Origin of the sequence: Massilibacteroides sp., from assembly GCF_028705895.1 — a bacterium.
Lineage (GTDB): Bacteria > Bacteroidota > Bacteroidia > Bacteroidales > Tannerellaceae > Massilibacteroides.
Genome location: NZ_JAQWCQ010000003.1, coordinates 1 through 24,398, shown reverse-complemented (window position 1 = coordinate 24,398; position 24,398 = coordinate 1). Strand labels below are relative to the sequence as shown.

General features: G+C 40.5%; 20 protein-coding genes and 1 pseudogene. 7 read left to right on the top strand and 14 right to left on the bottom strand.

Annotated features, from left to right (window positions below):
- Positions 1-15 precede the first annotated feature (15 nt).
- The 4 genes from PHT93_RS01250 to PHT93_RS01235 all read right to left on the bottom strand — a co-directional run bounded on the left by PHT93_RS01250 (position 16) and on the right by PHT93_RS01235 (position 4,658).
- A complete protein-coding gene (locus tag PHT93_RS01250; RefSeq protein WP_300238509.1) occupies positions 16-1,674 on the bottom strand; it encodes a Gfo/Idh/MocA family oxidoreductase in 1,659 nt (552 codons plus the stop codon).
- Between the two features lie 4 nt (positions 1,675-1,678).
- Positions 1,679-2,188, bottom strand: coding sequence for a DoxX family membrane protein (locus PHT93_RS01245; RefSeq protein WP_300238507.1), 510 nt, complete (start codon positions 2,186-2,188; stop codon positions 1,679-1,681).
- 93 nt (positions 2,189-2,281) lie between these two features.
- Complete coding sequence (locus PHT93_RS01240; protein ID WP_300238505.1) at positions 2,282-3,160, bottom strand: DUF1080 domain-containing protein; 879 nt, start codon at positions 3,158-3,160, stop codon at positions 2,282-2,284.
- A 28-nt stretch (positions 3,161-3,188) separates the two neighbouring features.
- On the bottom strand, positions 3,189-4,658 hold the full coding sequence (locus PHT93_RS01235) for a Gfo/Idh/MocA family oxidoreductase (protein ID WP_300238503.1): 1,470 nt from the start codon (positions 4,656-4,658) through the stop codon (positions 3,189-3,191).
- Positions 4,659-5,073: 415 nt separating this feature from the next.
- Between PHT93_RS01235 and PHT93_RS01230 the strand changes: the two genes are divergently transcribed.
- The 7 genes and pseudogenes from PHT93_RS01230 (at position 5,074) to PHT93_RS01200 (ending at position 9,933) form a co-directional block, all read left to right on the top strand.
- A complete protein-coding gene (locus PHT93_RS01230) occupies positions 5,074-6,636 on the top strand; it encodes a cytochrome ubiquinol oxidase subunit I (RefSeq protein WP_300238501.1) in 1,563 nt (520 codons plus the stop codon).
- A gap of 15 nt (positions 6,637-6,651) precedes the next feature.
- Positions 6,652-7,803, top strand: a complete 1,152-nt coding sequence (locus PHT93_RS01225; protein WP_300238499.1) for a cytochrome d ubiquinol oxidase subunit II — start codon at positions 6,652-6,654, stop codon at positions 7,801-7,803.
- Between the two features lie 326 nt (positions 7,804-8,129).
- Positions 8,130-8,423, top strand: a complete 294-nt coding sequence (locus PHT93_RS01220; protein WP_300238496.1) for a DUF2089 family protein — start codon at positions 8,130-8,132, stop codon at positions 8,421-8,423.
- Positions 8,420-9,028 carry a hypothetical protein gene (locus PHT93_RS01215; protein WP_300238493.1) on the top strand — a complete coding sequence of 203 codons (609 nt, stop codon included), beginning with the start codon at positions 8,420-8,422 and terminating at the stop codon, positions 9,026-9,028. The genes PHT93_RS01220 and PHT93_RS01215 overlap by 4 nt, the downstream gene beginning before the upstream one ends.
- Positions 9,029-9,035: 7 nt before the next feature.
- Complete coding sequence (locus PHT93_RS01210; protein ID WP_300238490.1) at positions 9,036-9,290, top strand: DUF3784 domain-containing protein; 255 nt, start codon at positions 9,036-9,038, stop codon at positions 9,288-9,290.
- Between the two features lie 219 nt (positions 9,291-9,509).
- Positions 9,510-9,708, top strand: a pseudogene (locus tag PHT93_RS01205) (SPFH domain-containing protein); the annotation flags it as partial.
- 21 nt (positions 9,709-9,729) lie between these two features.
- Complete coding sequence (locus tag PHT93_RS01200; protein ID WP_300238486.1) at positions 9,730-9,933, top strand: Arc family DNA-binding protein; 204 nt, start codon at positions 9,730-9,732, stop codon at positions 9,931-9,933.
- Between the two features lie 63 nt (positions 9,934-9,996).
- On the opposite strand, the gene PHT93_RS01195 is transcribed toward PHT93_RS01200, so the two are convergent.
- From PHT93_RS01195 to PHT93_RS01150, 10 genes are all read right to left on the bottom strand, one after another.
- Positions 9,997-11,880: a RagB/SusD family nutrient uptake outer membrane protein gene (locus PHT93_RS01195; protein ID WP_300238484.1), complete on the bottom strand. Its 1,884-nt coding sequence runs from the start codon at positions 11,878-11,880 to the stop codon at positions 9,997-9,999.
- A gap of 64 nt (positions 11,881-11,944) precedes the next feature.
- Positions 11,945-12,766, bottom strand: coding sequence for an N-acetylmuramic acid 6-phosphate etherase (murQ, locus tag PHT93_RS01190; protein WP_300238482.1), 822 nt, complete (start codon positions 12,764-12,766; stop codon positions 11,945-11,947).
- Positions 12,767-12,776: 10 nt separating this feature from the next.
- The gene (locus PHT93_RS01185; RefSeq protein WP_300238478.1) at positions 12,777-13,613 is read right to left on the bottom strand and encodes an ATPase; all 837 of its coding nucleotides are present in this window, start codon (positions 13,611-13,613) and stop codon (positions 12,777-12,779) included.
- Between the two features lies 1 nt (position 13,614).
- Complete coding sequence (locus PHT93_RS01180; RefSeq protein ID WP_300238476.1) at positions 13,615-16,461, bottom strand: FAD-binding and (Fe-S)-binding domain-containing protein; 2,847 nt, start codon at positions 16,459-16,461, stop codon at positions 13,615-13,617.
- Positions 16,462-17,667, bottom strand: coding sequence for a DUF1343 domain-containing protein (locus tag PHT93_RS01175; protein WP_300238673.1), 1,206 nt, complete (start codon positions 17,665-17,667; stop codon positions 16,462-16,464).
- Positions 17,668-17,696: 29 nt separating this feature from the next.
- Entirely contained in the window at positions 17,697-18,980 is a 1,284-nt protein-coding gene (locus PHT93_RS01170) for an MFS transporter (protein WP_300238473.1), read from the bottom strand.
- Positions 18,977-19,906 (bottom strand): DUF4922 domain-containing protein, encoded by a 930-nt coding sequence (locus tag PHT93_RS01165; RefSeq protein WP_300238470.1) that lies wholly within the window; start codon positions 19,904-19,906, stop codon positions 18,977-18,979. The genes PHT93_RS01170 and PHT93_RS01165 overlap by 4 nt, the downstream gene beginning before the upstream one ends.
- A complete protein-coding gene (locus PHT93_RS01160; protein ID WP_300238468.1) occupies positions 19,903-21,372 on the bottom strand; it encodes a glycosyltransferase family 2 protein in 1,470 nt (489 codons plus the stop codon). The genes PHT93_RS01165 and PHT93_RS01160 overlap by 4 nt, the downstream gene beginning before the upstream one ends.
- A gap of 2 nt (positions 21,373-21,374) precedes the next feature.
- Complete coding sequence (locus tag PHT93_RS01155; RefSeq protein ID WP_300238466.1) at positions 21,375-23,234, bottom strand: PQQ-binding-like beta-propeller repeat protein; 1,860 nt, start codon at positions 23,232-23,234, stop codon at positions 21,375-21,377.
- Between the two features lie 12 nt (positions 23,235-23,246).
- The coding region (locus PHT93_RS01150; protein WP_300238464.1) for a fibronectin type III domain-containing protein at positions 23,247-24,398 on the bottom strand (1,152 nt) is incomplete at its 5' end.

Genomic DNA, 24,398 nt, shown 5'->3' with positions numbered 1-24,398 from the left:
TCGTATATAAAGGTATTATGCTTGTTCGCCTCTGACGATTTCCTCTTTATCTTTATCCCAGTACATGGTTCTTCCTTCTAAATATGCACGCGTACCCATATGGGCAGTCATTGCTTCTTCAAAAGCCTGATCAATATTGCAACTTGGCGTTTTCTTCTGGCGAATACATTCCAACCATTCGCGAATATGCAGGTGGGTTGTATCATACCGCTTACCATTTACATAGGTGTAAAGTAAACCGCGTTTTGCAAAATATAATTCAGTCGGAGAAGTTACCGTATCTGAACTGCTTTGACCGGGAACATAAGTATAGAAAGGATCATCGGTTGGAATTATCCCGTTTTGAATCTTTTCCGCATAACGGGTAGAATCACGGTCAACCGTTACCTGCAGGATATTCGATACCTCCATAGATGCATCGTGCCCCATGAATACTTTACCACGCCCTCTTGAGCTGGCTAAAGTTGCACTATAGAGCATGGTCATATCGTTGTCCGGAAATTCGAATGTAGTCTGTAATACATCCGGAACAGTACGTCCGTCTTTAAAGAAATAAACTCCACCCGAAGAGGTTGCAGAATGCGGAATGCCTACCTTCATAATCTGATTAACAGCATCATATTCATGCGTCAGTAAATCTCCTGAAAGTCCCGTGCTGTAGTCCCACCAACAACGCCAGCGGAAGAAACGTTCAAGGCTGAACTTGCTTCTTTCTTCCGGCCCTACATAACGTTCCAGATTATATTTCATCATATAATCCATATACTCTTTCACACGTTCCTCCGGCCCCTCGAACTGTTTCCAGTCGATCGTATCAGGAGAAGATCCCTCTATTATATCATAAACCCATGCTCCGTTCGGAGAGTTCCGGTTTGTACATACTTCAATCAGGTTGACAGGACCAAGAAGTCCGTTGCCGATAATTTCTGCTGCCTTTTGATAACAGTCGGTTTGTCTTCCCTGATGTCCGAGCTGGAAAACAGCTCCGGTCTCATGAATCGCCTCACGTACCATATACGTCTCAGGAACTGTCCAGGACATCGGCTTTTCACAATATACATGCTTGCCTGCGCGAGCCGCTTCCATAGCCATTGTACTATGCCAATGGTCCGGTGTGGCAATAATAACAGCATCTATATCCTGAGCAGCCAAAAGCTCCTGATAATGTCTGTAACGTTTAGGAGCCTTTCCGAATTTACCGTTGCTACCTTCTCTGTTGATATTAGAACCCGCTAAAACAGCCGCTTCGCCATATACGTCAAAAATATCGCATACACCGGTTATCTCAATATTCAGACTGTCCTGAGCAAGATATTGCTCGTAGCGTGTATCTTTTTTATTTTGCTTGTGCGCATCCATCATTTTATCGATCCAGGATGGCTCTGCGAAGCCGGCGGCACGAAGTAATTGCTTTCCGCGTATCCCGAAACCAATAATTCCGACGCGTATCTTTTCTCCGTCTTTTGTTGGTTCGAGAAAAGAAGCCTCGTCTTTACTTATCTGGAATACATCCGATATGTCGCGATTAGTCCGGTCAAGCTTCTGTTTCTTATATACGCCGTATGCCAATGCTCCTAATACAGGGACTGTGGCTAATGCCTTCAGTGTCTCACGGCGACCTTTATCTTCCGGTTCACTCGTATTGTTTGTTTTATTGATATCTTCTGTAGCCATAACCTTAGATCAGTTTTAATTTTAAGAAACCGGTCGGTAATATTTTTACTAACAGCCGGTCTAATCCTATGATTTTAGATGTAGAAAAAGCACAGAGTACACCAAGTGCCGCAAATTCTACCAGGTTCTTATCTATCCACAGATACGACCCCTCAAAAGGCATCATATACGAGACATCAAGTAATGCCGGATGAGACAGGGAATAAGTCAGTAAAAGTATCATTCCTCCGATTGAGGCTAATTTGGAGAACAGGCCTAAAATCAAACAAAAACCTATACAAAAGAGGCTCCACTCATTTAGGAAGTTTACAATAGTCATTACCGAATCATTCTGGGTAAGATTGATAAAGAAAGAGGATATCGGCCCTTTCGAATCAAGTAAATAAGGTAAGGAAGTCCATTTGGGGTTTAAGATTTTGACCAACCCTTCATACATAAAATGCCAACCAATAAATATGCGTAGTATAACCAACCAGGTAATTTGCGCATTGGAATAGTTACGAATTTCTTTCATCTGTTTTTTAATAAAAATACCCGAAGCTCGTGTGTTTTTTCGGCTCCGGGTATTTTAGAACTTAGTATTCTGTTAAGAATCTGTGAAATCTGATTAGTCTAAGACTTTAACCTTGATGTTACGGAACCATACATCGTCTCCATGATCTTGGAAGCCAATGTAACCTTCACGATTTTCACCACCCAGATTATTCAATAGTTCAAAAGCAAGAGGCCAATTCTTTTCGCTGAATTTACTTGCCTGAAGAAGGTCTGTCCATTGTGGAGTCCAAAGGTGATACTCAACTACGTTTTCACCGTTTTGTCCGTGAACAACAGTTCCTTTATAAACCATAATCTTACCTGTATTCCATTCCCCGAAAGGTTTAGAGTTCTGAGGTGAAGCAGGGATCATGTCGTAAAGAGAAGCTGATTTACGGTTACCATCTTTACCCATTTTTGCGTCAGGATGGTTTTCGTTATCTAAGATCTGGTACTCAGGAGAAGAGATATAGATTGGTTCCAATCTCTTATTTCCGTCTTTGTCTGTTGACTCTACTTCTTGTGCTAAGAAGAATACACCAGAATTAGATCCTTTAGCTACTTTCCATTCAAAAGTAAGTTCAAAGTTTTTGAACTTGTGAGCGAAGATAATATCTCCACCATCTTTATCCTGAGCTTCACCACCACCTGTTCCGTTGAATCTAAGAGCACCGTCTTCAATAGCCCATTTACCAGGAACATGTTCTTTTCCGTAACCGCGCCATCCGTTAAATGTTTTACCATCAAAGATAGAAATGTATCCGTCTTTGTCAACAGCAAAAGATTCTTCAGCCTTTACGCTTGTATCAAGAGGTTTTGTGAAGATTGCTAACTGAGTAGAAGTTGGAGCGGCTTCTTCTGCCGGAGCTTCTTCTGCTTTCTTTCCGCCTCCACATGATGCGAATACACACATCAGTGTAGCAGCACTTGCTAATAAAACAGTTTTTTTCATTTTACTTATGTAAATTGTTAAACTTTAATTATCTGGGCATATCTGCCAATTTCCAGCCTGCACGATAGTTGTGCTTGATCAATTCATCCGCAAATTGTTTTGCATTGATAGGATCAGTGAAATCTTTATTGAATGATGGGTGACCGTCTTTGATTGTGAAACCATCTTTAATAACGATCTTGATCATTTCGTCATCTTTAATGTTTGTAAACTTCATGTTTTCACCATCCCAATGTAGTTCTTTATTAAGAGTCTGCAAGCGAACTGCCAATACTCCCATTACTACCATTTCGTTGAATGGACCTGCTTCGCTGAAGTCAGAAGCTGTCATTACACGGTTTGCCGCATTTTCTTTAGAAGCACGAATCCAGTCTTGTTCATGAGATACAGGAACACGACGACATACTTTTGGAACTTCAGGTTTACGACCGGACAATAACCATGGATTAACACCATAGCAACCGCAGATCAATGTGTCTTTTGTTCCGTGGAAGATAACAGCACCACCCTGATCGTTCATTTCGCGACCTGCAGGGTAGCCTTTTGGTAGATCTGGTTTCAAACCACCATCATACCAATGTACTTCAACTTCCGGCATACCTACTTTTGGCATATTGTCACGAGCAGGGAATGTTAATTTTACGTGTTGAGCCTGAGGAGCACAATCTCTTAATAATAATGTAGAAGAACCCTGAACTTTGGTTGGGTATCCTAATTTTAATGATTTAAATACAGGATGAAGGATATGACAAGCCATATCACCAAGAGCACCTGTTCCGTATGCCCACCATCCACGCCAGTTCCATGGGTGATAAATATGGTTGAAAGGTTTTAATTCAGCAGGACCTGTAAATAAATCCCAGTTCAATGTAGAAGGAACTTTATCCGCTTTTTCAGGAGTCATCAAACCTTGTGGCCAGATAGGACGGTCAGTGAATGCTTCAACTTTTGTGATTTCACCGATTTCACCATTCCAAATCCATTCGCAAGTAAGATTTACACCTTCACCTGATGAACCTTGGTTACCCATTTGAGTAGCTACTTGATATTTCGCTGCTAATTTTGTCAATAAACGAGATTCGTAAACAGAGTGAGTCAACGGTTTTTGGCAATAGACATGTTTACCCATTGTAATTGCATCGGCAGAAATAATCGCGTGTGTATGGTCAGCAGTAGCTACCATAACTCCATCGATAGATTTGCCCATTTCATCGTACAATTTACGATAATCCCAGTATTTCTTGGCTTGCGGATATTTTTCAAATACTTTTTTCGAATATTTCCAATCCACATCACAAAGAGCTACAATGTTTTCGCTTTCCATGTTACGAAGGTTAGCAGCACCCATACCACCGATACCAATACCGGCAATGTTCATTTTGTCTGTTGGAGCCGTGTGACCATGGCTTTTACCAAGAACTGCATTAGGAACGATGGTTAACGCAGCAGCTGCTGCTGTTCCTTTTTGAAGAAATGATCTTCTTGAAATGTTTGACATAATAATTATTTTTATAGATTAGCACTTAATAATGTTTAAACTCAAAATCATTTACGTTACTTTTTGACAAAGCAACGCAAATATAACCAATGCAAAAGAAAGGTCAAGGTTTGTTAGTTTGATTCTTGACCAAAATAGTCTTTTTTAACAAAGGAAATAGATTAACTCTATTTTTGTATAAATAATATTTATATACTTGGTGGTAAAGACAGTACCAAATATAATATATTTGTTTATCGATTACTAATAAAATATAATAATTACTACATTTGTTCATGTGACGGTACAGTGTAACATTCATATGATCAGGGTAGAAAACCGTTTTTTTATTGTTGCTCGAATGTTTAATCTCTATTTAAAAAGCGATTACGGACTAAAATACATATCTAAAATTCACTAAACACATTTGTAAATTATGGTTGAAAACATTGACACCTCTTTAATTGATTGGTCGAGGGCGCAATTTGCTCTGACGGCCATGTATCACTGGTTATTTGTTCCTCTCACGCTTGGACTGGGCGTCATTCAGGCTATTATGGAAACTATTTATTACAAAACGGGCGATACGTTTTGGAAGAACACAGCCAAATTCTGGATGAAAATTTTTGGTATCAATTTTGCTATCGGTGTTGCAACAGGTCTGATCATGGAGTTCCAGTTCGGAACAAACTGGTCTAATTATAGCTGGTTTGTCGGAGACATCTTCGGCGCTCCTTTAGCGATCGAAGGTATTCTTGCCTTTTTCATGGAGGCTACCTTTATTGCCGTCATGTTCTTTGGTTGGGATAAGGTAAGCAAGCGCTTTCACTTGGCTTCTACCTGGTTGACTATTACCGGAGCTACATTATCCGCTCTCTGGATATTAGTTGCTAATGCATGGATGCAATACCCTGCAGGAATGCATTTTAACCCGGATACGGTACGTAATGAAATGAATGATTTCTGGGCTGTGGCTTTATCTCCGGTTGCGATTAATAAGTTTTTCCATACGGTATTATCAAGCTGGATTGTTGGCTCTGCTTTTGTGTTGGGCGTGAGTGCTTGGTTTTTACTGAAAAAACGGGAAACGAGATTTGCTTTAGGCAGTATTAAGGTTGCTGCTGTTTTTGGGTTGGTTGCGACTCTGCTGACCGCATGGACAGGGGATGGATCAGCTTATCAGGTTGCTCAGAAGCAGCCAATGAAACTTGCTGCTATGGAAGGCCTTTATGAAGGAGGAAACGGGGTTGGATTAGTTGCTGTAGGAGTGCTGAACTCAAACAAAAAAGCATACAACGACGATGTTAATCCGTTCTTATTCAATATTCAATTACCTAAGATGTTGTCTTTCTTTGCTGAAAGAGACTTAAACGCTTATGTTCCCGGTATTGTTAATCTTATTGACGGAGGCTATACCAAATCCGACGGTACCATAGCCTTATCAGCCGAAGAGAAAATAGCACGCGGGCAAATGGCCATTAAAGCGCTGGCGAATTATAAAAAAGCGATGAAAGATAAAGACGAAGTTGCGGCAAAGGAACATCGTGCTACCTTAGAAGCTAATTTCGAATATTTTGGTTATGGGTATATTCGTGAGAAAACAGATCTTATACCACCAATTGGCTTAACCTTCTATTCTTTCCGCGTGATGGTTATTCTGGGAGGATTCTTTATTCTGCTTTTCCTTGTTGCCTTTTTCATGGAGAAAAAACAAAAATTTGAAAAGGCTACTTGGTTGCAATGGGTTTCTATATGTTCAATCCCATTGGCATATATCGCAAGTCAGGCAGGCTGGATTGTTGCTGAAGTAGGCCGTCAGCCTTGGGCTATACAGGATATCATGCCTGTTTCTGCTTCGGTATCCAAATTAAGTGTAGGCTCTGTGCAGACTACATTCTTCCTGTTCCTTGCCATATTCACGGTTCTGCTGATCGCAGAAATCGGAATCATGATAAAAGCTATCAAAAAAGGACCTGAACTTGAAAATCATTCTAACTAAAAAACGAAAGAAATCATGGATAGTACATATATATTATTACAACAATATTGGTGGTTTGTCATCTCTTTGCTGGGAGCATTACTTGTGTTCTTGCTCTTTGTTCAGGGTGGACAGTCTTTGCTCTTTACGGTTGGGAAAACAGAATTACAGCAAAAAATGCTACTCAACTCTACAGGGCGTAAATGGGAGTTTACTTTCACAACCTTAGTCACATTCGGAGGAGCATTCTTTGCCTCTTTCCCTCTGTTTTATTCAACGAGCTTTGGTGGCGCTTACTGGGTTTGGATGGCTATATTGATTTGCTTCGTAATTCAGGCTGTTTCATACGAGTATCAATCCAAGAACGGTAATCTCTTAGGAAAAAAAACGTATCAGATATTTTTGATCATTAACGGGGTTTTGGGGCCGATCCTTTTAGGTACAGCTGTCGGAACTTTCTTTAATGGGGCAGAATTTACGGTTAATAAAGCGAATCTTACTGAAATCGGAATGCCGGTGATTTCTTCATGGGATAATCCGCTTCATGGGTTAGAGGCCGTATTTGTTATCTGGAATGTCTTTCTTGGTTTGGCTGTATTCTTTCTTGCCCGTGTACAAGCATTGCTTTATTTTATCAATAATATAAATGATGAAGAAGTTGACAAGCGTGCAAGAAAACAGTTAATCCCGGAAACTGCGCTTTTCCTTGTTTTCTTCTTAGCCTTTTTAATTCACACATTAGTGCAAGATGGTTTTGCTGTTAATCCGGAAACAAAAGAAGTGTTTATGCAACCGTTTAAATACTTCACTAACCTGATCGAAATGCCGGTTCTGTTGGTTGTTTTACTGCTTGGCGTTGTTTCCGTATTATTCGGTATAATTAAGACAATCCTGCCCGGACAATGGAAAAAAGGTATCTGGTTTTCAGGTGTAGGAACAGTATTGGTCGTTCTTGTGCTTTTCCTGATTGCCGGATGGAACAATACAGCGTATTATCCTTCGGTAACGAACTTACAGAGTTCATTGACAATAGAAAACAGCTGTTCAAGTTTCTTCACTCTGAAAGTGATGAGTTATGTTTCTATTCTTGTACCTTTTGTGTTATGGTATATTTACCATGCGTGGAAAGCATTGGATTTGCGTAAGATTGATAAAGAAGAAATGGAAGAAGGACATCATACCTATTAATTCGGTTTTTCTTAAAGGGAAAAAGCTGGTGCGATTTTGGTCTCGCACCAGCTTTTTTTTGCTCAATTTTTACTCCTTGAAAATCAAATAAAAAATAGGCGTAAAAATATAAAGGTTATTTTTCCAATTATAAAGGATATTTTTGCAAAAATATCCTTTATATTTTTTTACGCGTTACTACCAGTTTTTTTACGCGTTATTACATAGGTTTATGGATATCATTCAATAAATAATTGAATAAAATAGCTTTTTTTGTTGAGTAATATTTACTTTATTATTAATAATATTGATTTTTATGTATGTTTGTTGCATTAAAATGAAATATTATGGAAGAAGTTAGAAGAAAATTACCACTTCATTGCCCTGCTTGCGAATCACCGTTGCGCGTAGCCCGCTTGTTTTGCAAATCGTGTGGAACAGAGGTGTCCGGATCTTTTGAATTGCCCCTTATTACTCGTCTGTCAGACAAAGAACAGGCGTTTATAATTGACTTTGTTAAGTCAAGCGGAAGTTTGAAAGATATGGCAAAAGATAGAGGAATCAGTTATCCTACAGTTCGTAACTTGTTAGATGATTTAATTGACAGGATTAAACTCTTAGAGAAAGGAGATGCGTTATGAAAAAGAATTGGCTTGGCTTTCTATTGAATCCTTTTGAGCGGATTGCTGGAGGTACAGCGCTGGCATGGGGGACTTTGGGATTGTTGTTAAGTACATTGTTAGCGTGGCAGACGGATTATCATTATCACGGACTTCTTCATTTTGGACCGGCTCCAAATCCGGCTTTGTGGTGTTTTGCAGCCGAGCATGTGATAGTCTGGTTAATTCCCGCATTATTGTTTTATTTAGGAGGCCTGGCGTTGTCTCGCTCCCGGATTCGCCCCATTGATATTCTCGGAACTACGCTTTTTGCCCAGATACCGTTACTGTTTACTAACCTAATGGCATTTTTGCCTTTTTACAAGCAAATGTCAGCGTTAGACCCAGCTACTTCTTTAGAAGAACAGCTTGCACAGGTGACGGCAATGGTCGCCCAACCCGGCTTTTGGTTTAGCGTATGGCTTGCTTTTGTCTCTATTGCCTTTGTTGTCTGGATGGGATACTGGATGTTTAAAGCATTACAGGTTTCTTGTAATCTGAAAGAAGTAAAACTTGGCGTTCTCTTTTGTGTCGGATTGTTTGGTGGTGATATTATTTGTCGTTTTATTATTGGACTTTTATATTAAGTAAGTGATGTGGCAATTAATTTTTTATATCGGTTTAGGATTGTTTTTTATTCTGATGGGATTCCTAATGGTACGTTATCCCATGTTAATTAGTGGTTATAATACGTTGCCTAAATATAAACGGGATAAAATAGATATTCGTCCTTATACTCTTTTTGCAAGAAGAATAATGATCGTAATGGGTGCTATTATTATTGTCGGTTCTCTTCTTCTTTATATTGGGGGGCTGGTAGATTGGGGAGTTATATTTCTGTTGAAATAACAGAAAATCCACCTACGGCTACTCTAAAGAGCAATGGCTTAGGTTTCTGGAGATATCAAAAAGGTTATTTTCAAACGAATGAATACGGGCGCACGATGTTCTTTTTTCATTCGGGGCACGGCCCTTACTTAGTCATCAGACCAAAGCATAAACCACCGATCGTTATCAATCGAAGTTCCAATGAGGAGATAGAGAATCTATTTACTCAACTGGATAAATAAAGAATTGAATAATTGATTGGATATGGTCGGAATAGAGGTTGTTGAGGCAAGAATTAATTACCTTGCGTGCTCCCCTGAAATTGCTGCAGTTATGTTGCGCCGTCAACAAGCGTCTGCAGGTCAGTAATTTATTAGTTGTACTCTGTGCAGATGAGTCGGCACAGCCAGTTGTTAACACAGGCACTCTGAATCATTAATCAAAACGAATTGGAGGAACTGTGGCTAAAAAGGAGTCTTCAATAAAGAATTTTGTATTGCGTGTCGATGCAGAAACAATGGCCGCCATAGAAAAATGGGCGGCCGACGAATTTCGCAGTACCAATGGTCAGCTTCAATGGATCATTGCTGAAGCGCTGAAAAAAAGCGGAAGACTAAAAAAGAAATCTGTCCGTCAAAGCCCGAAAGAACCTGAGGAGTCCTGACTTTGATGGACTTTTCTCCTTAGTCCGGAAATTAGCCTTTATACTACAATAAATGGTTCTGCGCTATTGAGCTGATTTGTATCCCGGATTTTGTGTCATATTCTGAATCAAATCCAATTCTCGTTGAGGTATGGGTAGTAATTGCATATAGCTTGGGATTCCAAGATCTTGTACAGCTAATCCTAATCTTTTGAGCAATAAAAAATAACCATAATCCATATTATAAAGCTCTTTCCATGTTGTTGTTATTCCACGCGAAATATCATTTTCGTTTGAATACAAACTCAATCCTTTGGCTGATCTAACGAGATTTATCATTTCAATAGCCTTAGTCTTATTCCCTTTTGTTAATAAGGCTTCTGCATAATTCAATATGATGCCAGAAAAACGAACAACCGGATGGTAGCTACCTTTCTTAAATTCAGTAGAGAAGGGAGGTAAACTTGTTTCTGTTTTCAAACCAAAAAGAGTCTCGCTATTTGCCGAATTATAGATGTCAACGGACTTGTTTTCTACTTTAAAGATTCCACTATTAATAATACGCTCCAAAGCAGCAGAGGCATCATTCCCTCTTTCTAACGCGATTATGCCTAAAACGGCATCTGCTAAAGCCGCTGGAACAAACGGGTTGTCGTATCTGAACTCTTCATTCGGAAGATTGTTTCTTACATCTTTAAGATCATTTTCTAAAAATGAATAGATGTTTTTCGCATTTGTACGTGAAATACTTGAAATATTCTCTAAAGAAAGAGTTTTTGTAATTAAAGGCAGGTCTCCCCAATGTTGAACCATGTCAAGATAAAGCAGAGCCCGCAAAACTTTGGCCGTTGCCATATATTGGTTTACATCGTAGGTGCGTTCTTCTTCTGCTATTCTTTCTATTATAAAATTATAGGTGTTAATTGCATTGTAAGCAGCAGCATAAGCTGACTGGACAAATTGGTTGGTCGGTGTTATCTGATATTGTTTTCCCAATTCATGATTCAATCGAATGGCATCTAAAACGATTACAGATTCCATATACGATAGGATTTTACTGTAATTAGACGTGAGTATTGATTTAACTAATGCTTCATCATCGAAAATAGATAATTCCGGTAATATTTCCGTTTCCGGTATTTTGTTTAAATCACTATCATCTAAAACTTCATCTCCGTTATGATCGACATACCTCCATACGTCACCGATCGTTATATCATAACCTTTCTTTTTATAGAAATTGACAAGATTAGATTTTACGTCATTTGAATTTAAATAATTACTGCTGGATTTAATCTCTTCAATCAGCTCTGTATCATCAATCACTCCCTTTTCTGCAAAATTATTACTAAGCATAGCGAGATATTGAGAAAAGACTCCTTCGCTTTTTCCTTCCAGAAGTATGGCCGATATAGCTAATAGAGCTGTAGATTCTTCCGTACCATCAAAGAAGCTGATATCTTCGGGGTTCCCAAATTTATCATTGATATGAAAAACCTTTAATAGTTCAGACATAGCCTGTTTTTTCGCATTTGCAAAAAGAGTTCCTTCTGTAACAAGTTTCTTGATGCGTTTGAATTCTAAATGGGTCAGAATATTGACATTTATCTGACTCTTATTTGAAATGTCAGCAATTGCATTTAGTTTTATTTGCGAGTCAGAGATGTCGTTTTTGTATTCATTAAAGAAGTAGCCATCAATTTCAATCTCAACATACGGACTGGATAGTTCCATTTTACTATCAAAAGAAAAACTTCCGATATCGTCAGTCGTTACAGTAGTAAAGATATGCTTCCCCGTTTGTTTTAATTCATTGTCAAGTTCGTAAAGCGTCACTTTAGATCCCGTTACAAAAGGCCCTTTTTCTATGCGCCCCTGGATGCTATCTTTTCTTATAAAATTAGAATCGTCCTTTTCACAAGAAATAAAAAAGAAGAGTATAGCAAATGCGAAAAATATCTTTTCCATTGATTAATAGTTTAAAATCCTGCTTTGTGCAGAAGTAAAGATATTTATTTTATTTTACAAACAACTAAATTTTAGAGTTTTTCCAGGCATCTATTGCATTCTTTACAGAGCCATGCAGTAAAAGCATGGATTTGGCGCGTTCATAGGGTAAGCCTAATTCTTCTACGATCATACGTGTTCCGCGATCAACTAATTTCTGATTGCTGAGCTGCATATTGACCATTTTATTTCCTTTTACACGTCCCAGTTGAATCATTACGCTGGTGGAGATCATATTCAGGATCATTTTTTGTCCTGTTCCTGATTTCATACGAGAACTTCCTGTGACGAACTCCGGTCCGACGATCATTTCCAAAGCCACATCAGACTCGGCCGCCATGGGAGAGTCGGGGTTGCTTGTTATGCAACCTGTCAGAATACCGTTCTTCCTCGCTTCCCGCAAAGCGCCAATCACGTAAGGGGTAGTTCCCGAAGCTGCAATCCCGATTACTGTATCCTTGTCGCTCACCTGATGTTCAACAAGCTCCTGCCAACCTTTCTCCATATCATCTTCCGCATTTTCGACAGGATTCCGCAAAGCAGGCTCTCCGCCGGCAATTAGTCCGATGATCAATGTTGGAGGCATTCCAAATGTCGGCGGTATTTCAGACGCGTCAAGCACCCCCAAACGACCACTCGTTCCGGCACCAAGATAAAATATCCGTCCGCCTCGTTGCATTCTCGGAACAATAGCTGTTACTAATTTTTCTATCTGAGGAATGATCTTTTGTATAGCCAGAGCTACCTTTTGATCTTCCGTATTTATATCTTCCAATAATTCGCGAACAGATTTCTTTTCCAGGTCGTTGTATAAAGAAGATTGTTCTGATATTTTTTCAAAAGCCATATGATCAGTTTTAATTTTCAGAATAATAATTAATTAGTCCTTCCATCGGTTGTTGAATGATCTTGCCCAATCGAATGCCACATTCTCCTGCTACTTTTTTAAGTATATCCTGATAATGAAATGCTACAGAGCCAACTAAATGAACAGGGTAGGCTTGGTACTCATATTGCATTACATTCCGTTTAAAGAAAGCACGAAAGCTACCTTCAACGATTGCCTGTATTTCGGGACTGTCGATATGTTCGGCAAGGAAAGGGGAGAAGCCTGCCAAAAAGCGATTTGGAAATGGCTGGCGATATACCCGATCGATAATCTCAGGCATGGTCATATTATATTTATGGAAGAACGCTTCTCTGAGAGGCTCCGGCAGTTGGTTCTTCAGGACATCTCCTATGAGCAGTTTGCCAAGAACCGCTCCACTACCTTCATCCCCAAGGATAAAGCCTAAAGGAGAAACATTGGTGACAATCTCTGCTCCATCATAGAAGCAAGAGTTGGAACCTGTTCCTAAAATACATACAATACCGGCTTCTTTGCCACATACGCTATGTACGGCTGCCAATAAATCCGACTTCACTTCGATGTTATCAATTGAGAGAACCCTGCTAACCGCTTTTTTTACGATCGGCTGTTTTTCAGGAATGCATCCTGCACCATAAAAAATAACGGATTGAATAGGTAAATCTTTAATATTGGGGAGAAGAGTTGTCTTTAATTCCTCAAAAATGTCTTCTTCTGTCTGGAAAAAAGGATTTATTCCTTTCGTAAGAACAGAGTTCACTCTTCTTCCGTGTACAACAACACTCCAATCTGTCTTCGTTGATCCGCTATCTGCTATCAATATCATTTTAAATCTCTTTTAGTTTTGTTTCTTGTTTTGTTTTTTGTTCTGTGCATTGATCCACTAAATAGATAATAGATACATAAGGTATGCCTGCATTTGTGCTTAATCCAATCTCACAGGTACGGCTATTCGAATAACCTGTTTTTACTCCTGCCTCCTCAATCTGCGGGCGAAGTTTGCGTAAGGCATAACTATTTACTTCCGGATGTGTGAATCCTTTATCTCCGGCAAATCCGCAACAGCCTACTTCCTGAGGAACGACTACGTGAGTAGAGCAACGTTTCGCTAAAGCAATCAGTTGATCTCCTAACCCCATTTTCTTCATCGAGCAAGTGACATGTATCGACACGGGAGTGTCCGTTTGTTTAAATTGCAGCTTGTCCAATAAGAATGTATTTATAAATTCAACCGGCTCATATAGCTTCATGCTTTTTATCGTGTGTCGCATGCGATATAAACAAGGACTTTGGTCGCACAATACCGGATAACGTCCTTGTTCGCTTGCGTGCCATAATGCCTGTTCCAGTTCAGCCGACTTTTTGTTTGCGATCTCTTCCATTCCTTTGCTTTCCCAAATGGTTCCGCAACAAAGATTGTCCATATTCTCCGGAAAGATTACTTCATAACCAGCCTTGTTCAGTAAGGAAATCATTTTATTAACCTGTGGAGTATCATCTTCTGCCTGTCGCGCTGTTCCCATAGCCTGATTAATACAACTGGGAAAATAAACAACTTTTAAAGAGGCAGGAAAGGGGCGTAGTTTCTTTTTATTTAGACGATAAGCCTTAGGCATGGCAGGTGTCCATAAAGGAATACCGGCTTTTTCATGTAGCCCACGGGTAATTCCACTCAAAATGGATGTTCCCAGGACCCCATGTGCCAAATTTGCTAATCCTAAAACAGGTCTTAATCCTTGTTTGATCAAAGATAAATTGTCGGCAGTAAAGGCTCCGATCTGTTTTGCAAAAGCGGATAGTTCTTCAGCCCTTAAAGCGTGAGTCAAGTCTCCTGTGTTTATATGCATCGGGCAGGAAGTTGCACATAAACCATCTCCGGCGCAAGTTTGATTTCCCGGATAACGGAAGTCGCGAATCAAAGTCTGTAAACGCTCATTATCTTCTCCGGTTGATTTCAAGCGAGAGATCTCCCGTTGAATAATAATCCGTTGACGAGATGAAAGCGTAAAACCGGAAGTCAGGCAATTAATCTCACAAAAACCGCATTCGATACATTTGTCCACCACCGGATTCGTTAGCGGAAGTGGCTTCAGGTTGCGAAGATGACATTGCGGGTCATCATTGAATATAACACCCGGATTAAGCAAATTTTTCGGGTCAAATAAATATTTCACTTCCTGCATCATCTTCCACGCATCGTCTCCCCATTCGTAAAGTACAAATGGAGCCATGTTTCTTCCCGTGCCGTGCTCTGCTTTTAGAGAACCGTCGTATTTATCGACAACTAATTTGATGACATCATTCATCAATGCATCGTAACGGTCTATTTCTGTTTGCTCCGTAAACGATTGATTCAGTATGAAATGGAAATTGCCTTCCAGGGCATGTCCATAGATACAACCGTCCGTATAACCATGCTGTGCGATTAAATCCTGTAACTCGGCCGTTGCTTCCGGAAGATGTTGGATAGGAAAGGCTACGTCTTCAATCAAACACGTTGTGCCCGGCTGACGAGTTCCTCCAACAGACGGAAAGATGCCTGAACGAGTTTGCCAATAAGGAGCATATTCTTCTTCTTTTGCGGTGAAGTGAGGAGGCGTAAATAACTTAAAGGCTGACAAACAGTTGGTGATTGCTTCTATGTTTATATTCAACTCTTCTTCGGTATCTCCTTTGGTTTCTGTCAAAACTGCCGTGAGCCCTTTTCCTGTAGGATCTTTGACTGAATCTAAAGATTTACTGTCTAATAATTCAGCGCCCTTCACAATCCATTCTCCAGCTCCGTTATGCAATTCTTTCATGGCAACAACGGCGCGACAAGCTTCTTTGATGTCATCAAAATATAACATGGCGCTGGCTTTGTGCGGATAGTCATGCTCTGTTTTCATCGTTACTTCAGACAGAAAAGCCAATGTTCCTTCCGAACCAACCATCAAATGGGCAATAATCTCAAACGGATCATCAAATAAAACAAAAGGCAATAAATTAAGACCTGTTACATTTTTAATGGAATACTTCTTTCGGATGCGATCTGCTAATGCTGAATTAGAACGAATAGCATCTTTTAGTTCCTCTATCTTAGAGATAAAATCAGGTTTCTTCTGTTTAAATTCAGAACGACTGTCCTCATTTCCTGTGTCGAGGATGGTTCCGTCAGCGAAAACTATGCGGGCGGAAAGCAGAACTTTATCACTGTTCGCATGCGTTCCACAATTCATTCCGGAGGCGTTATTGATAATAATACCACCGATCATGGCGCTTTTTACAGAGGCCGGATCCGGAGAAAATTTACGACCGAAAGGTTTCAGAATCTCATTTACACGTTGGCCGATAATCCCCGGCTGCATGCGAATCACCTTGCCGTCGTTTTCTATCGAATAGTTTTCCCAATATTTACCTGCCACTATCAGAATCGAGTCACTCAAAGTCTGTCCGGAAAGACTTGTTCCTGCGGCACGGAAAGTAGCCGGTAGTCCTAACCCGTTTGCGACAGAAAGTAAATGGGCAATCTCCTGTTCATTAACGGAACGGATTACCACCTGAGGTATCAGGCGATAGAAACTTGCATCCGTTCCCCAGGCTAAACGACGAAGTTCATCTGTATAAATCCGCTCTTCAGGAACAAACGTCCGGATCTCTTTCAGAAAGGCCGTGTATTTTTCCGCTTTATTCATTTATCTATATAAATAATATCTTTTAGAAAGTGCTTTAAATTTGTCTGCGTCTTTATTCCAATAGACGAGTACGTCCGCTGCTTTGTTGCTTTTTGCGAATAGTTCCCGTATTTTGTTGGAGCCGCTGACTTTATCAAACATATTAAATCGATCCTTATTCGACTGATCGAACACTGCTCTGTCCGGATAGAGATTTGCTATTTCCTGCATCACATAGAATTGTATCTCGCTTAATGCTGCCTTCTTATAATCAGTCAGGTGAACCTGCACACCTTGTAAATGCTCACCTTTCCCTACTGAGTAGAACGGTTTCAGGTGCATCGGACGGAAAGTTACTCCGGATAATTGCAGCGCATTTAGTTTTTTTGCAAACTTATCCGCTTCAATCCATGGAGCGGCAAACATCTGGAATGGAATGGTGTAACCAACTCCAATCGAGACATAGCCCAATTCACCGAGAATACCACTGACGGGATAGAAGTATGCCGAATGAGCATGTGGAATGTGAGGAGAAGACGGAATCCATTGCAAGCCTGTCTCCGGATAAGTCATTTTTCGTTTCCAGCCTTTCATCTTTATGACCTGTAAGCGACATTGTTTCTTTAGCATTTTCTCTCCGTTGAGCATTAAGGCTAATTCTCCGCAAGTCAGGCCATATAAATAAGGAATAGGAAATTGGCTTACGAAAGAAAAATAGCCTTCTTCAGCTAAATTACCTTCAACTTTTAATCCCCCCAATGGGTTCGGGCGATCTAAAACGACAAACTCTATATTGTTTTCTGCTGCCGCTTCCATTGCTAATCCCATTGTACTGATATAGGTAAAAGAACGACAGCCGATATCTTGTATGTCGTAAACTAACACATCAATTCCTTCCAACATTTCCGGTGTTGGCTTACGTGTCTTTCCATACAAAGAAGAAACCGGTAATCCTGTTGAGGTGTCGGCTGAGTTATCAACCTTATCCCCTGCGTGAATATCCCCGCGAACGCCATGTTCCGGACCATATAAAGCAACTAAGTTGACATTCGGTGCTTCATATAATATGTCGATGGTTGACTTTAATGTATTATCTACCCCTGTCGGATTGGTTATCAGTCCGACACGTTTTCCTTCTAAGCATTTAAAATGCTGGTCTTTCAGAATTTCTATACCTGTCTTTACCTGCTTCGCAAATACTTGTCCCGAAGCAAGTAAACAAAACATCAATCCAATTAATTTTATTTTTAATGTCATCATTTCTTGTTTTTACCAAATTCTGGGTCAATTTTCTTTCGTACCAAAATAGCTGCAAATATACCAGGTAATGTACAAAGACATACCCACCAGAAAAATGTGGTATATCCCATCATCTCTTGCAACCAGCCGGCAATCATTCCCGGAAGCATCATTCCTAAAGCCATAAAACCGGTTCCGATAGCATAGTGAGCCGTTTTAAATTCTCCGTCGGCAACCTTTATCAGGAATAAGGTGTAGGCTGTGAAACCGAAACCATACCCTAACTGCTCCAATACAATACAGGAGGTGATAAATATGATGTTTTCAGGCTGCACTGCGGCTAAATAGACATAGAACAGGTCTGTAATATTAAGTAAGATCGCCATAGGAATAATCCATTTTCGGAAACCATGACGCGAAATAACAACCCCTCCGGCTATTCCTCCTACTAATAACGCGCCTACACCAAGTGTTCCGTAAGCAAGTCCTACCGTTGCAGTATCTAATCCTAATCCTCCGGAAGTTACCGGATCAAGCATAAAGGGAGAACTAAGTTTCAATAGCTGAGCTTCACCCAAACGATAAGTGAGGAGGAAGAAAAGAACTAACCCGATATCATTCTTTGCAAAGAAAGAAACAAAGGTTTTCCAGAAATCCCGTAATAATCCTGCGGGGGATAAATTAGGACGTGAAACATCTTCCGCCGGCTTTGGCAAGACTACTTTGTGATATAAAGACATTGCCAGAAACAATCCCGCAAGCAGAAAGAACGTAATAGACCAGGAGAGGGGAATGTTTTCAGTCCCTTGTTCCATTAATCCTGCCAAAGCGACTAAAATACCTTGTCCGAATATGGTTGCCAGTCTATAAAATGTATTTCGTATGCCAACAAAGAACGACTGTTCTCCAGGCTTTAGCCCTAACATATAGAACCCGTCCGCAGCAATATCGTGCGTAGCAGAAGAGAATGCAAGTAACCAGAAAAAAGCTAAAGTCAATTGCAAAAAATAAGTCGTTGGGATAAAGAACGCAATACTTGCGAAACTGACAGCAATAAGTGATTGCATCGTTACGATCCACCAACGTTTGGTTTTAGCCAGATCGACAAACGGACTCCATAACGGCTTAATAACCCAAGGTAGATATAGCCAACTGGTATATAAAGCAATCTCCGCATTTCCTAATCCCAAACGTTTGTACATAATAACGGCTATTGTCATTACGGCTACATAAGGTAATCCTTCTGCAAAGTAGAGTGAAGGCACCCAGAACCACGGTGATCTCTTTCGTTTCTCGTTCATAATAGTTCTTTTATTCGGTTACTGATATTCTTAATATGCGCTTCATCCAAGCACACTTCATGTAATATTCCGGCTATTATCTGACCCGTAATCTTGTCAAAATCTTTTTCCAAAGGAGTGATAAATACACCTCCTAAATCTACAGAAGCGGGACTGATAGTCAATTGTTCCTCCCCTTCAGTAAAAAAACAATCCGGCCGATGCTTCTTTCTCGGCAATACGACAACGATCCATTTCCCTTTATCAAACCAGGCAAGCAGATTCATCATGGGCTCATCTTCTGTCGGAATTTCGTCTAAACGTTTGTAAATGGTATCAAATAGAATGCTGAGGTCTTGTTTGTCAGTTCCTTCCATTATCCAACCAGTTCGCAAGTTATCGCTTATTTTCCATATAAGCCCCCGCTTTGTTTCAGAAAGTAGTGAACAGTTCTGTTGCCAGTTATTTTCAATCGGTAAGAATCCTTTATTTCCCGCCTGAAAATGCATATGATCCGGTGCGGACGCTCCACAGCGCGGTCCGTTATAGAAAATTACATATTCGTCTAATGCTTCTGCTAATTCTAACATATCTGTCATGCGCCCCTCTATTCGTTGTGGTGTATGCAAAACGGAAGGAATAGTAAGATGCCGTGGAAATATCGGGAACGGATTGATTAGAATCGTATATTTCGCCAGGAAAGAAATCCCTTCCTGTTCTGCAGGACGGTTGGTTGCACAAAGAAAACAGGCTCTTTCCTGAATAGACTTAGCATCGACTTTTGCTGCGGAAGACAAGATACGGGCAGGATTGAATTGGACACGAACTGTGCAATCAGAAACAGTAAACGCCTTTTCCCGTACATCTTTCAATGCCGCATAATTCTTTGCGGCCATCTCCCAATCACGAAATTGCGAATCGAACAGATATTTTATCGTTTCTCTCATTTATTCTCCTTATTCAGTGCAATTCTGGCCTGTAATTCCCAAGTACGGATTCTGTCTTTATAGGTATTATGTCCGTTTAGTTTTACAATATCCAATGACGCATCCGAATTATCTTCCCAACGGCGACAAAGATAAACTACATCATACACACGACCTATCTGATAATGACGTGAGATGGCAAGACCGAGTGCATAATCTTCTCCGTAACTTGTGTTAGGAACTTTGATATCTCTCAATACAGGGGTGTAGAAAGCTCTCGGCGCACCCAGTCCATTTATGCGTAAGGCATTGTTGCGCCCATTATCGGGAGTCCATTCCTTGTGGTCGATAATACCCGGGGGAATGGTGTTCAGCTCAAAGTCGGTCATTTCGTAAGTCCCTACTACCATCGCACAATTTTGCTCGTAAAAAGCATTCACCATTGTTTGCAAGGTCGTCTCATTCTTATATAAATCATCACTGTCCAATTGTACAGCAAATTTTCCACATGCCGGATGATGTACACCCATATTCCAGCAACCGCCGATACCGAGATCTTTCCGTTCTGGTATGATATGAATTAAACGTTTATCAGCCGCGTATTCACGAATCGCTTCAGACGTTCCATCCGTTGACTGATTGTCTATAACGATCAGATTAAATGGAAAAGTTGTTTTCTGTTTAAGCACAGAATTGATCGCGTCTTTTATCGTCCGAATGCGATTTCTTACAGGAATGATGACCGATGCTTCGATTTCAAAATTTCCCGAGTCAAAAGCAATAGATTTAAACTGAGGAGCAAGATAACCTCCGACAACTTTTAAATGATCCGTACAAGCCTGTTCCATCTCTATTTGTACAGCACGATTTTTCGGATCAACATAGTCAAACAACTTCTCTCCGCTTTTTCGTAAATCCTCTTCTATTTCGGTATAGAGGTATTCATTGATATGAACTAAGGCTTCAGATTGGGCAACTTTCAATCGCAGATCATATAGTCCCGCATACAGATAACCCACAGTCATCTGTTGCGCGGCCTTTTTTAGCGCACTCGTTTTGTAAAGCAAGACAGAACCGAAATCAAAATCATCCCTCAGACTGCCTTCCTGATAATCTGCAACCGGTGCATTTTTACGATCATTCCCACATAATTTATAGTGGTCAGCATAAACCATTCCTGCGCCAGAGTCTTCAGCTATACGCGTCATGCGTTCCAATGCAAAATAGCCAAACTTCAACACCGTCTGTTTCGTATATATTAATGTATAAGCCGCTTCTGATTTTACCGCTATCTTTTTAATTGCTTCAGTAGAACGAAGAGCGGATACTTTAATAACAGGAAAACCGGCATATGTACTTTCTGCCAGTTCATCTGTTGACAAAATATAAATAGCACCAACAGACTCAGACGATTTAAGTCCGTTTAGAGTTTGTTTTAGTTGCGCTTCTCCGGCAAATGGAATAAAGCAGTCAATTGTGTTTTTCATCATTATTTAGTTTTATTCTTTACGTTTATTAATCCGATATATCCTTCAGTTGTCGTATATAATACTTTGTTTTTTGTCAAAGGTACTACCGTGTTGACAAGAGAATTTCCTACTTTGTGTTTCCATAGAACGGTTCCGTCCAACGCATTCAGCGCAAAAATAAGTCCTTCTTTCGTACTGCCGAATATAACTCCGTCTTTCTCGACAGGCATAGAGGGTGCATGTTCATAACCAAATGCTACATTAGATGCCCATAGCTGACGAGGTTCTGTTCCCTTTGTGGAGAAACAAACAATGCTATCATTCATCGTCTTACTATATACTCTTTCTTTGTCTTCCGACAAGGCAATTGTTTCCCGCACCATCGACTGGAACGTACGCCAGACAGTTTCTCCGGAGTGAATATCTATTGCTGTCATTGCTCGTTGAGGATCAGTGATGAATACTTTTCCGTGTGCTGCAACAGGCCATACGGCAGCCGGAGAAAAATGCATGCGGGTTAATCCGCCTGTCCATTTCCAGACTTCCTTGCCGTCTTTTTTAGACAACGCATACAACGTATTATCCCATGCTCCGAAAATAACTAAATCATCAGTGAGCAATGGTTTTGTTTCGATATATCCCCGGATTCCTTCATATATCCATTTTATACTACCGGTCTGTATATCAATTGCCCGGAATGAATGATCGCTGGCTCCGATATAGGCAATACCGTTTTCAATGGTGACAGCTCCTAAAACCGGTTCTTTTGCTTCTATCTTCCAACGCATTTCGCCCGAATGACTATCAACACCGTATATACATTTGTCAGCAGAACCGAAGACAACAAGTCCACCGGCAACAGCAGGAGTTCCCACAATCCGACGTCCGGACTTAAATGTCCATAATCGCTTTCCACTTTTCAGAGCATATGCCGTCAGTTGTCCCATGTCATCTCCTACAAATACCCGTTTACCGTCAACTGCCGGAGAGCTATAAATGCCAACACCACTTTCTAATAGCCAAGTGTTGTTAACTTCCGGATATTGTTTGTTTATACTATAATCCGGATATTTATCAGAACTCCCTCTTTTGTCAAAAAGAACCGTTTTTAAAGACAAAGAAGTCCATTGCACAGGAGCTTCATCTATCCGATGTTCATATACATGAATTGAATCAGAATCCAGTTCATAAAGGCTATACCCACCCTTAGGCTCTTTTCCTCGTAGAGTAGAACGGTTTAATATACCCGGAATTCCATCATAAAGAAACGTCATATTCTGATGATAATGTCCGCCTAATATTACACGGATATTGTAAGGACGCAAAGCATCCGTCACCTCATACCAATTATCCACATCACCGTCTTTCAGCGGATAATGCGTAATAATTATCACCGGACGTTCTTTGGATTCTTTAGATAATTCATTTTTTAACCACGATATATCCTGCGGAGCAACATGTCCGTCCGCCATTCTCATCAAAGGCCCCGAATTAAACCCAAGAAAAAGATAATCTCCATACTCAAACCGGAAACGTTCATTTCCGAAAATATCGGCAAAGGCTGTTACTCCCGATTCACTCCATTTCGTCTCATGATTTCCGGGTACGGCGTAGTAAGGAACTTTCAATCGATCTAATCTCTCTTTTGCAATCTGAAGAGATGCGCGGTCTCCTTCCTCTGTAACATCCCCCCCGATAATCGCGAACGCAATGCCATTTGTCAGGTTTACCTGATCAACAGCCCATTCCAAGTCCTCAACTGAAGAAGGATTACTCGAAATATGAATATCTGTCAGAAAAGCAAAACGGAATGGTTTGTTTCCGTCGGCATAACCAAAGACAGAAATAAAGACAAATAATATGATATAAAAACTTCTCATTAAATAATAGCTTTAATTCTCTTCAAAAAACAACATGACAGAATGCATCAATCTATCCCGGGCGTCTTGAGTCTTCACTGACTCAAAAGGAATACCGAGAATGCACGTTTTATAATCTCCTTTATAAGCAACGCCGGCACTTAAATTATTTTCCGAATAACGAAAGATGGTGAATGCATCAGAAGAAGCCGGCTCTATACCGTCCGGAGATTCTACTACATAAGACTCTTCATTCAGTTCGTTATACCAGCTAAATGTACCCTTAAAAGCCGTAAAAGGTGAAGCTACACTTTTGAATGCGCCTGTTATGGCTGCCAGATTCGTACGCCATTTGTATTTCAGGATAGTCGAAGCAAAGGCAATGCCTTCTTCATCCGCTTCCCCGTTATCCCAGAGGTCGGTTGCCACGTACGCTCCCGACATGAACAAATGACCGCCGTTTTGACAATATTCGGTTATTGCTTTCCTTGTTTCCGGAGTGAATACCGCATATTCACGGGAATGAATATTTCCTCTTCCCATCTTTGTTTTACTCTCTTTCCCTAATACCCAATCGACTATTTTATACTCTGTTAATTTCACAAAGCCTTTATCAATCGATTCGTCACTACAGGATGCGAAAGAATAACCTGCTTTCATCAACGAGGCGCCGTGTAGCGCCGGATAATCAAAAGTGTTGCCGGCAATAACCATTGTTTCGTAATTTGCACGACTGGCTCCGAATCCCGCAGCATCATCGTCCATCCAGGGAACGACTTTACGAAACTCGGTCATACTACCTATATAACTAATGTCTTTCAAATAAGGAACGCCATGATCTACCTGGTCTAAAAAACCAGAAAGACTATCCGTCGCAAAATCGGTCGGAGCACTTATCCGGTCGAATGCATTGACTACGAGTACGCATCCCTTCTCGTTTAATACCCTTCCTGCCGAAAGAATCTCAGAAGGGAAACTTTCCCCTCCCTGGTTTATGGCTGTTACCTTATAACTGTAGATGACTCCCGGAGACTGCTTAGTACGGAATTTGTTTCCTTTTATTAATCGTCCGTTATCGAAATCGCTATCCCCTCTGCGAGTATAAATAATATAATTGTCCGCTTTAGCTGTAGGCTCAAGCGGATCTTCAACGGGCTGCCAGCTTAGTTCTACTTCATCATCAGA

What these genes read in the sequence shown, in the direction of transcription:
- PHT93_RS01165 (WP_300238470.1), bottom strand. Translation starts at nt 19,906, where the DNA reads ATGAGAGAAACGATAAAATATCTGTTCGATTCGCAATTTCGTGATTGG.
- PHT93_RS01180 (WP_300238476.1), bottom strand. Translation starts at nt 16,461, where the DNA reads ATGAATAAAGCGGAAAAATACACGGCCTTTCTGAAAGAGATCCGGACG.
- PHT93_RS01160 (WP_300238468.1), bottom strand. Translation starts at nt 21,372, where the DNA reads ATGAAAAACACAATTGACTGCTTTATTCCATTTGCCGGAGAAGCGCAA.
- PHT93_RS01220 (WP_300238496.1), top strand. Translation starts at nt 8,130, where the DNA reads ATGGAAGAAGTTAGAAGAAAATTACCACTTCATTGCCCTGCTTGCGAA.
- PHT93_RS01215 (WP_300238493.1), top strand. Translation starts at nt 8,420, where the DNA reads ATGAAAAAGAATTGGCTTGGCTTTCTATTGAATCCTTTTGAGCGGATT.
- PHT93_RS01225 (WP_300238499.1), top strand. Translation starts at nt 6,652, where the DNA reads ATGGATAGTACATATATATTATTACAACAATATTGGTGGTTTGTCATC.
- PHT93_RS01240 (WP_300238505.1), bottom strand. Translation starts at nt 3,160, where the DNA reads ATGAAAAAAACTGTTTTATTAGCAAGTGCTGCTACACTGATGTGTGTA.
- PHT93_RS01170 (WP_300238473.1), bottom strand. Translation starts at nt 18,980, where the DNA reads ATGAACGAGAAACGAAAGAGATCACCGTGGTTCTGGGTGCCTTCACTC.
- PHT93_RS01210 (WP_300238490.1), top strand. Translation starts at nt 9,036, where the DNA reads ATGTGGCAATTAATTTTTTATATCGGTTTAGGATTGTTTTTTATTCTG.
- PHT93_RS01230 (WP_300238501.1), top strand. Translation starts at nt 5,074, where the DNA reads ATGGTTGAAAACATTGACACCTCTTTAATTGATTGGTCGAGGGCGCAA.
- PHT93_RS01195 (WP_300238484.1), bottom strand. Translation starts at nt 11,880, where the DNA reads ATGGAAAAGATATTTTTCGCATTTGCTATACTCTTCTTTTTTATTTCT.
- PHT93_RS01155 (WP_300238466.1), bottom strand. Translation starts at nt 23,234, where the DNA reads ATGAGAAGTTTTTATATCATATTATTTGTCTTTATTTCTGTCTTTGGT.
- murQ (WP_300238482.1), bottom strand. Translation starts at nt 12,766, where the DNA reads ATGGCTTTTGAAAAAATATCAGAACAATCTTCTTTATACAACGACCTG.
- PHT93_RS01245 (WP_300238507.1), bottom strand. Translation starts at nt 2,188, where the DNA reads ATGAAAGAAATTCGTAACTATTCCAATGCGCAAATTACCTGGTTGGTT.
- PHT93_RS01175 (WP_300238673.1), bottom strand. Translation starts at nt 17,667, where the DNA reads ATGTTTTGTTTACTTGCTTCGGGACAAGTATTTGCGAAGCAGGTAAAG.
- PHT93_RS01185 (WP_300238478.1), bottom strand. Translation starts at nt 13,613, where the DNA reads ATGATATTGATAGCAGATAGCGGATCAACGAAGACAGATTGGAGTGTT.
- PHT93_RS01235 (WP_300238503.1), bottom strand. Translation starts at nt 4,658, where the DNA reads ATGTCAAACATTTCAAGAAGATCATTTCTTCAAAAAGGAACAGCAGCA.
- PHT93_RS01250 (WP_300238509.1), bottom strand. Translation starts at nt 1,674, where the DNA reads ATGGCTACAGAAGATATCAATAAAACAAACAATACGAGTGAACCGGAA.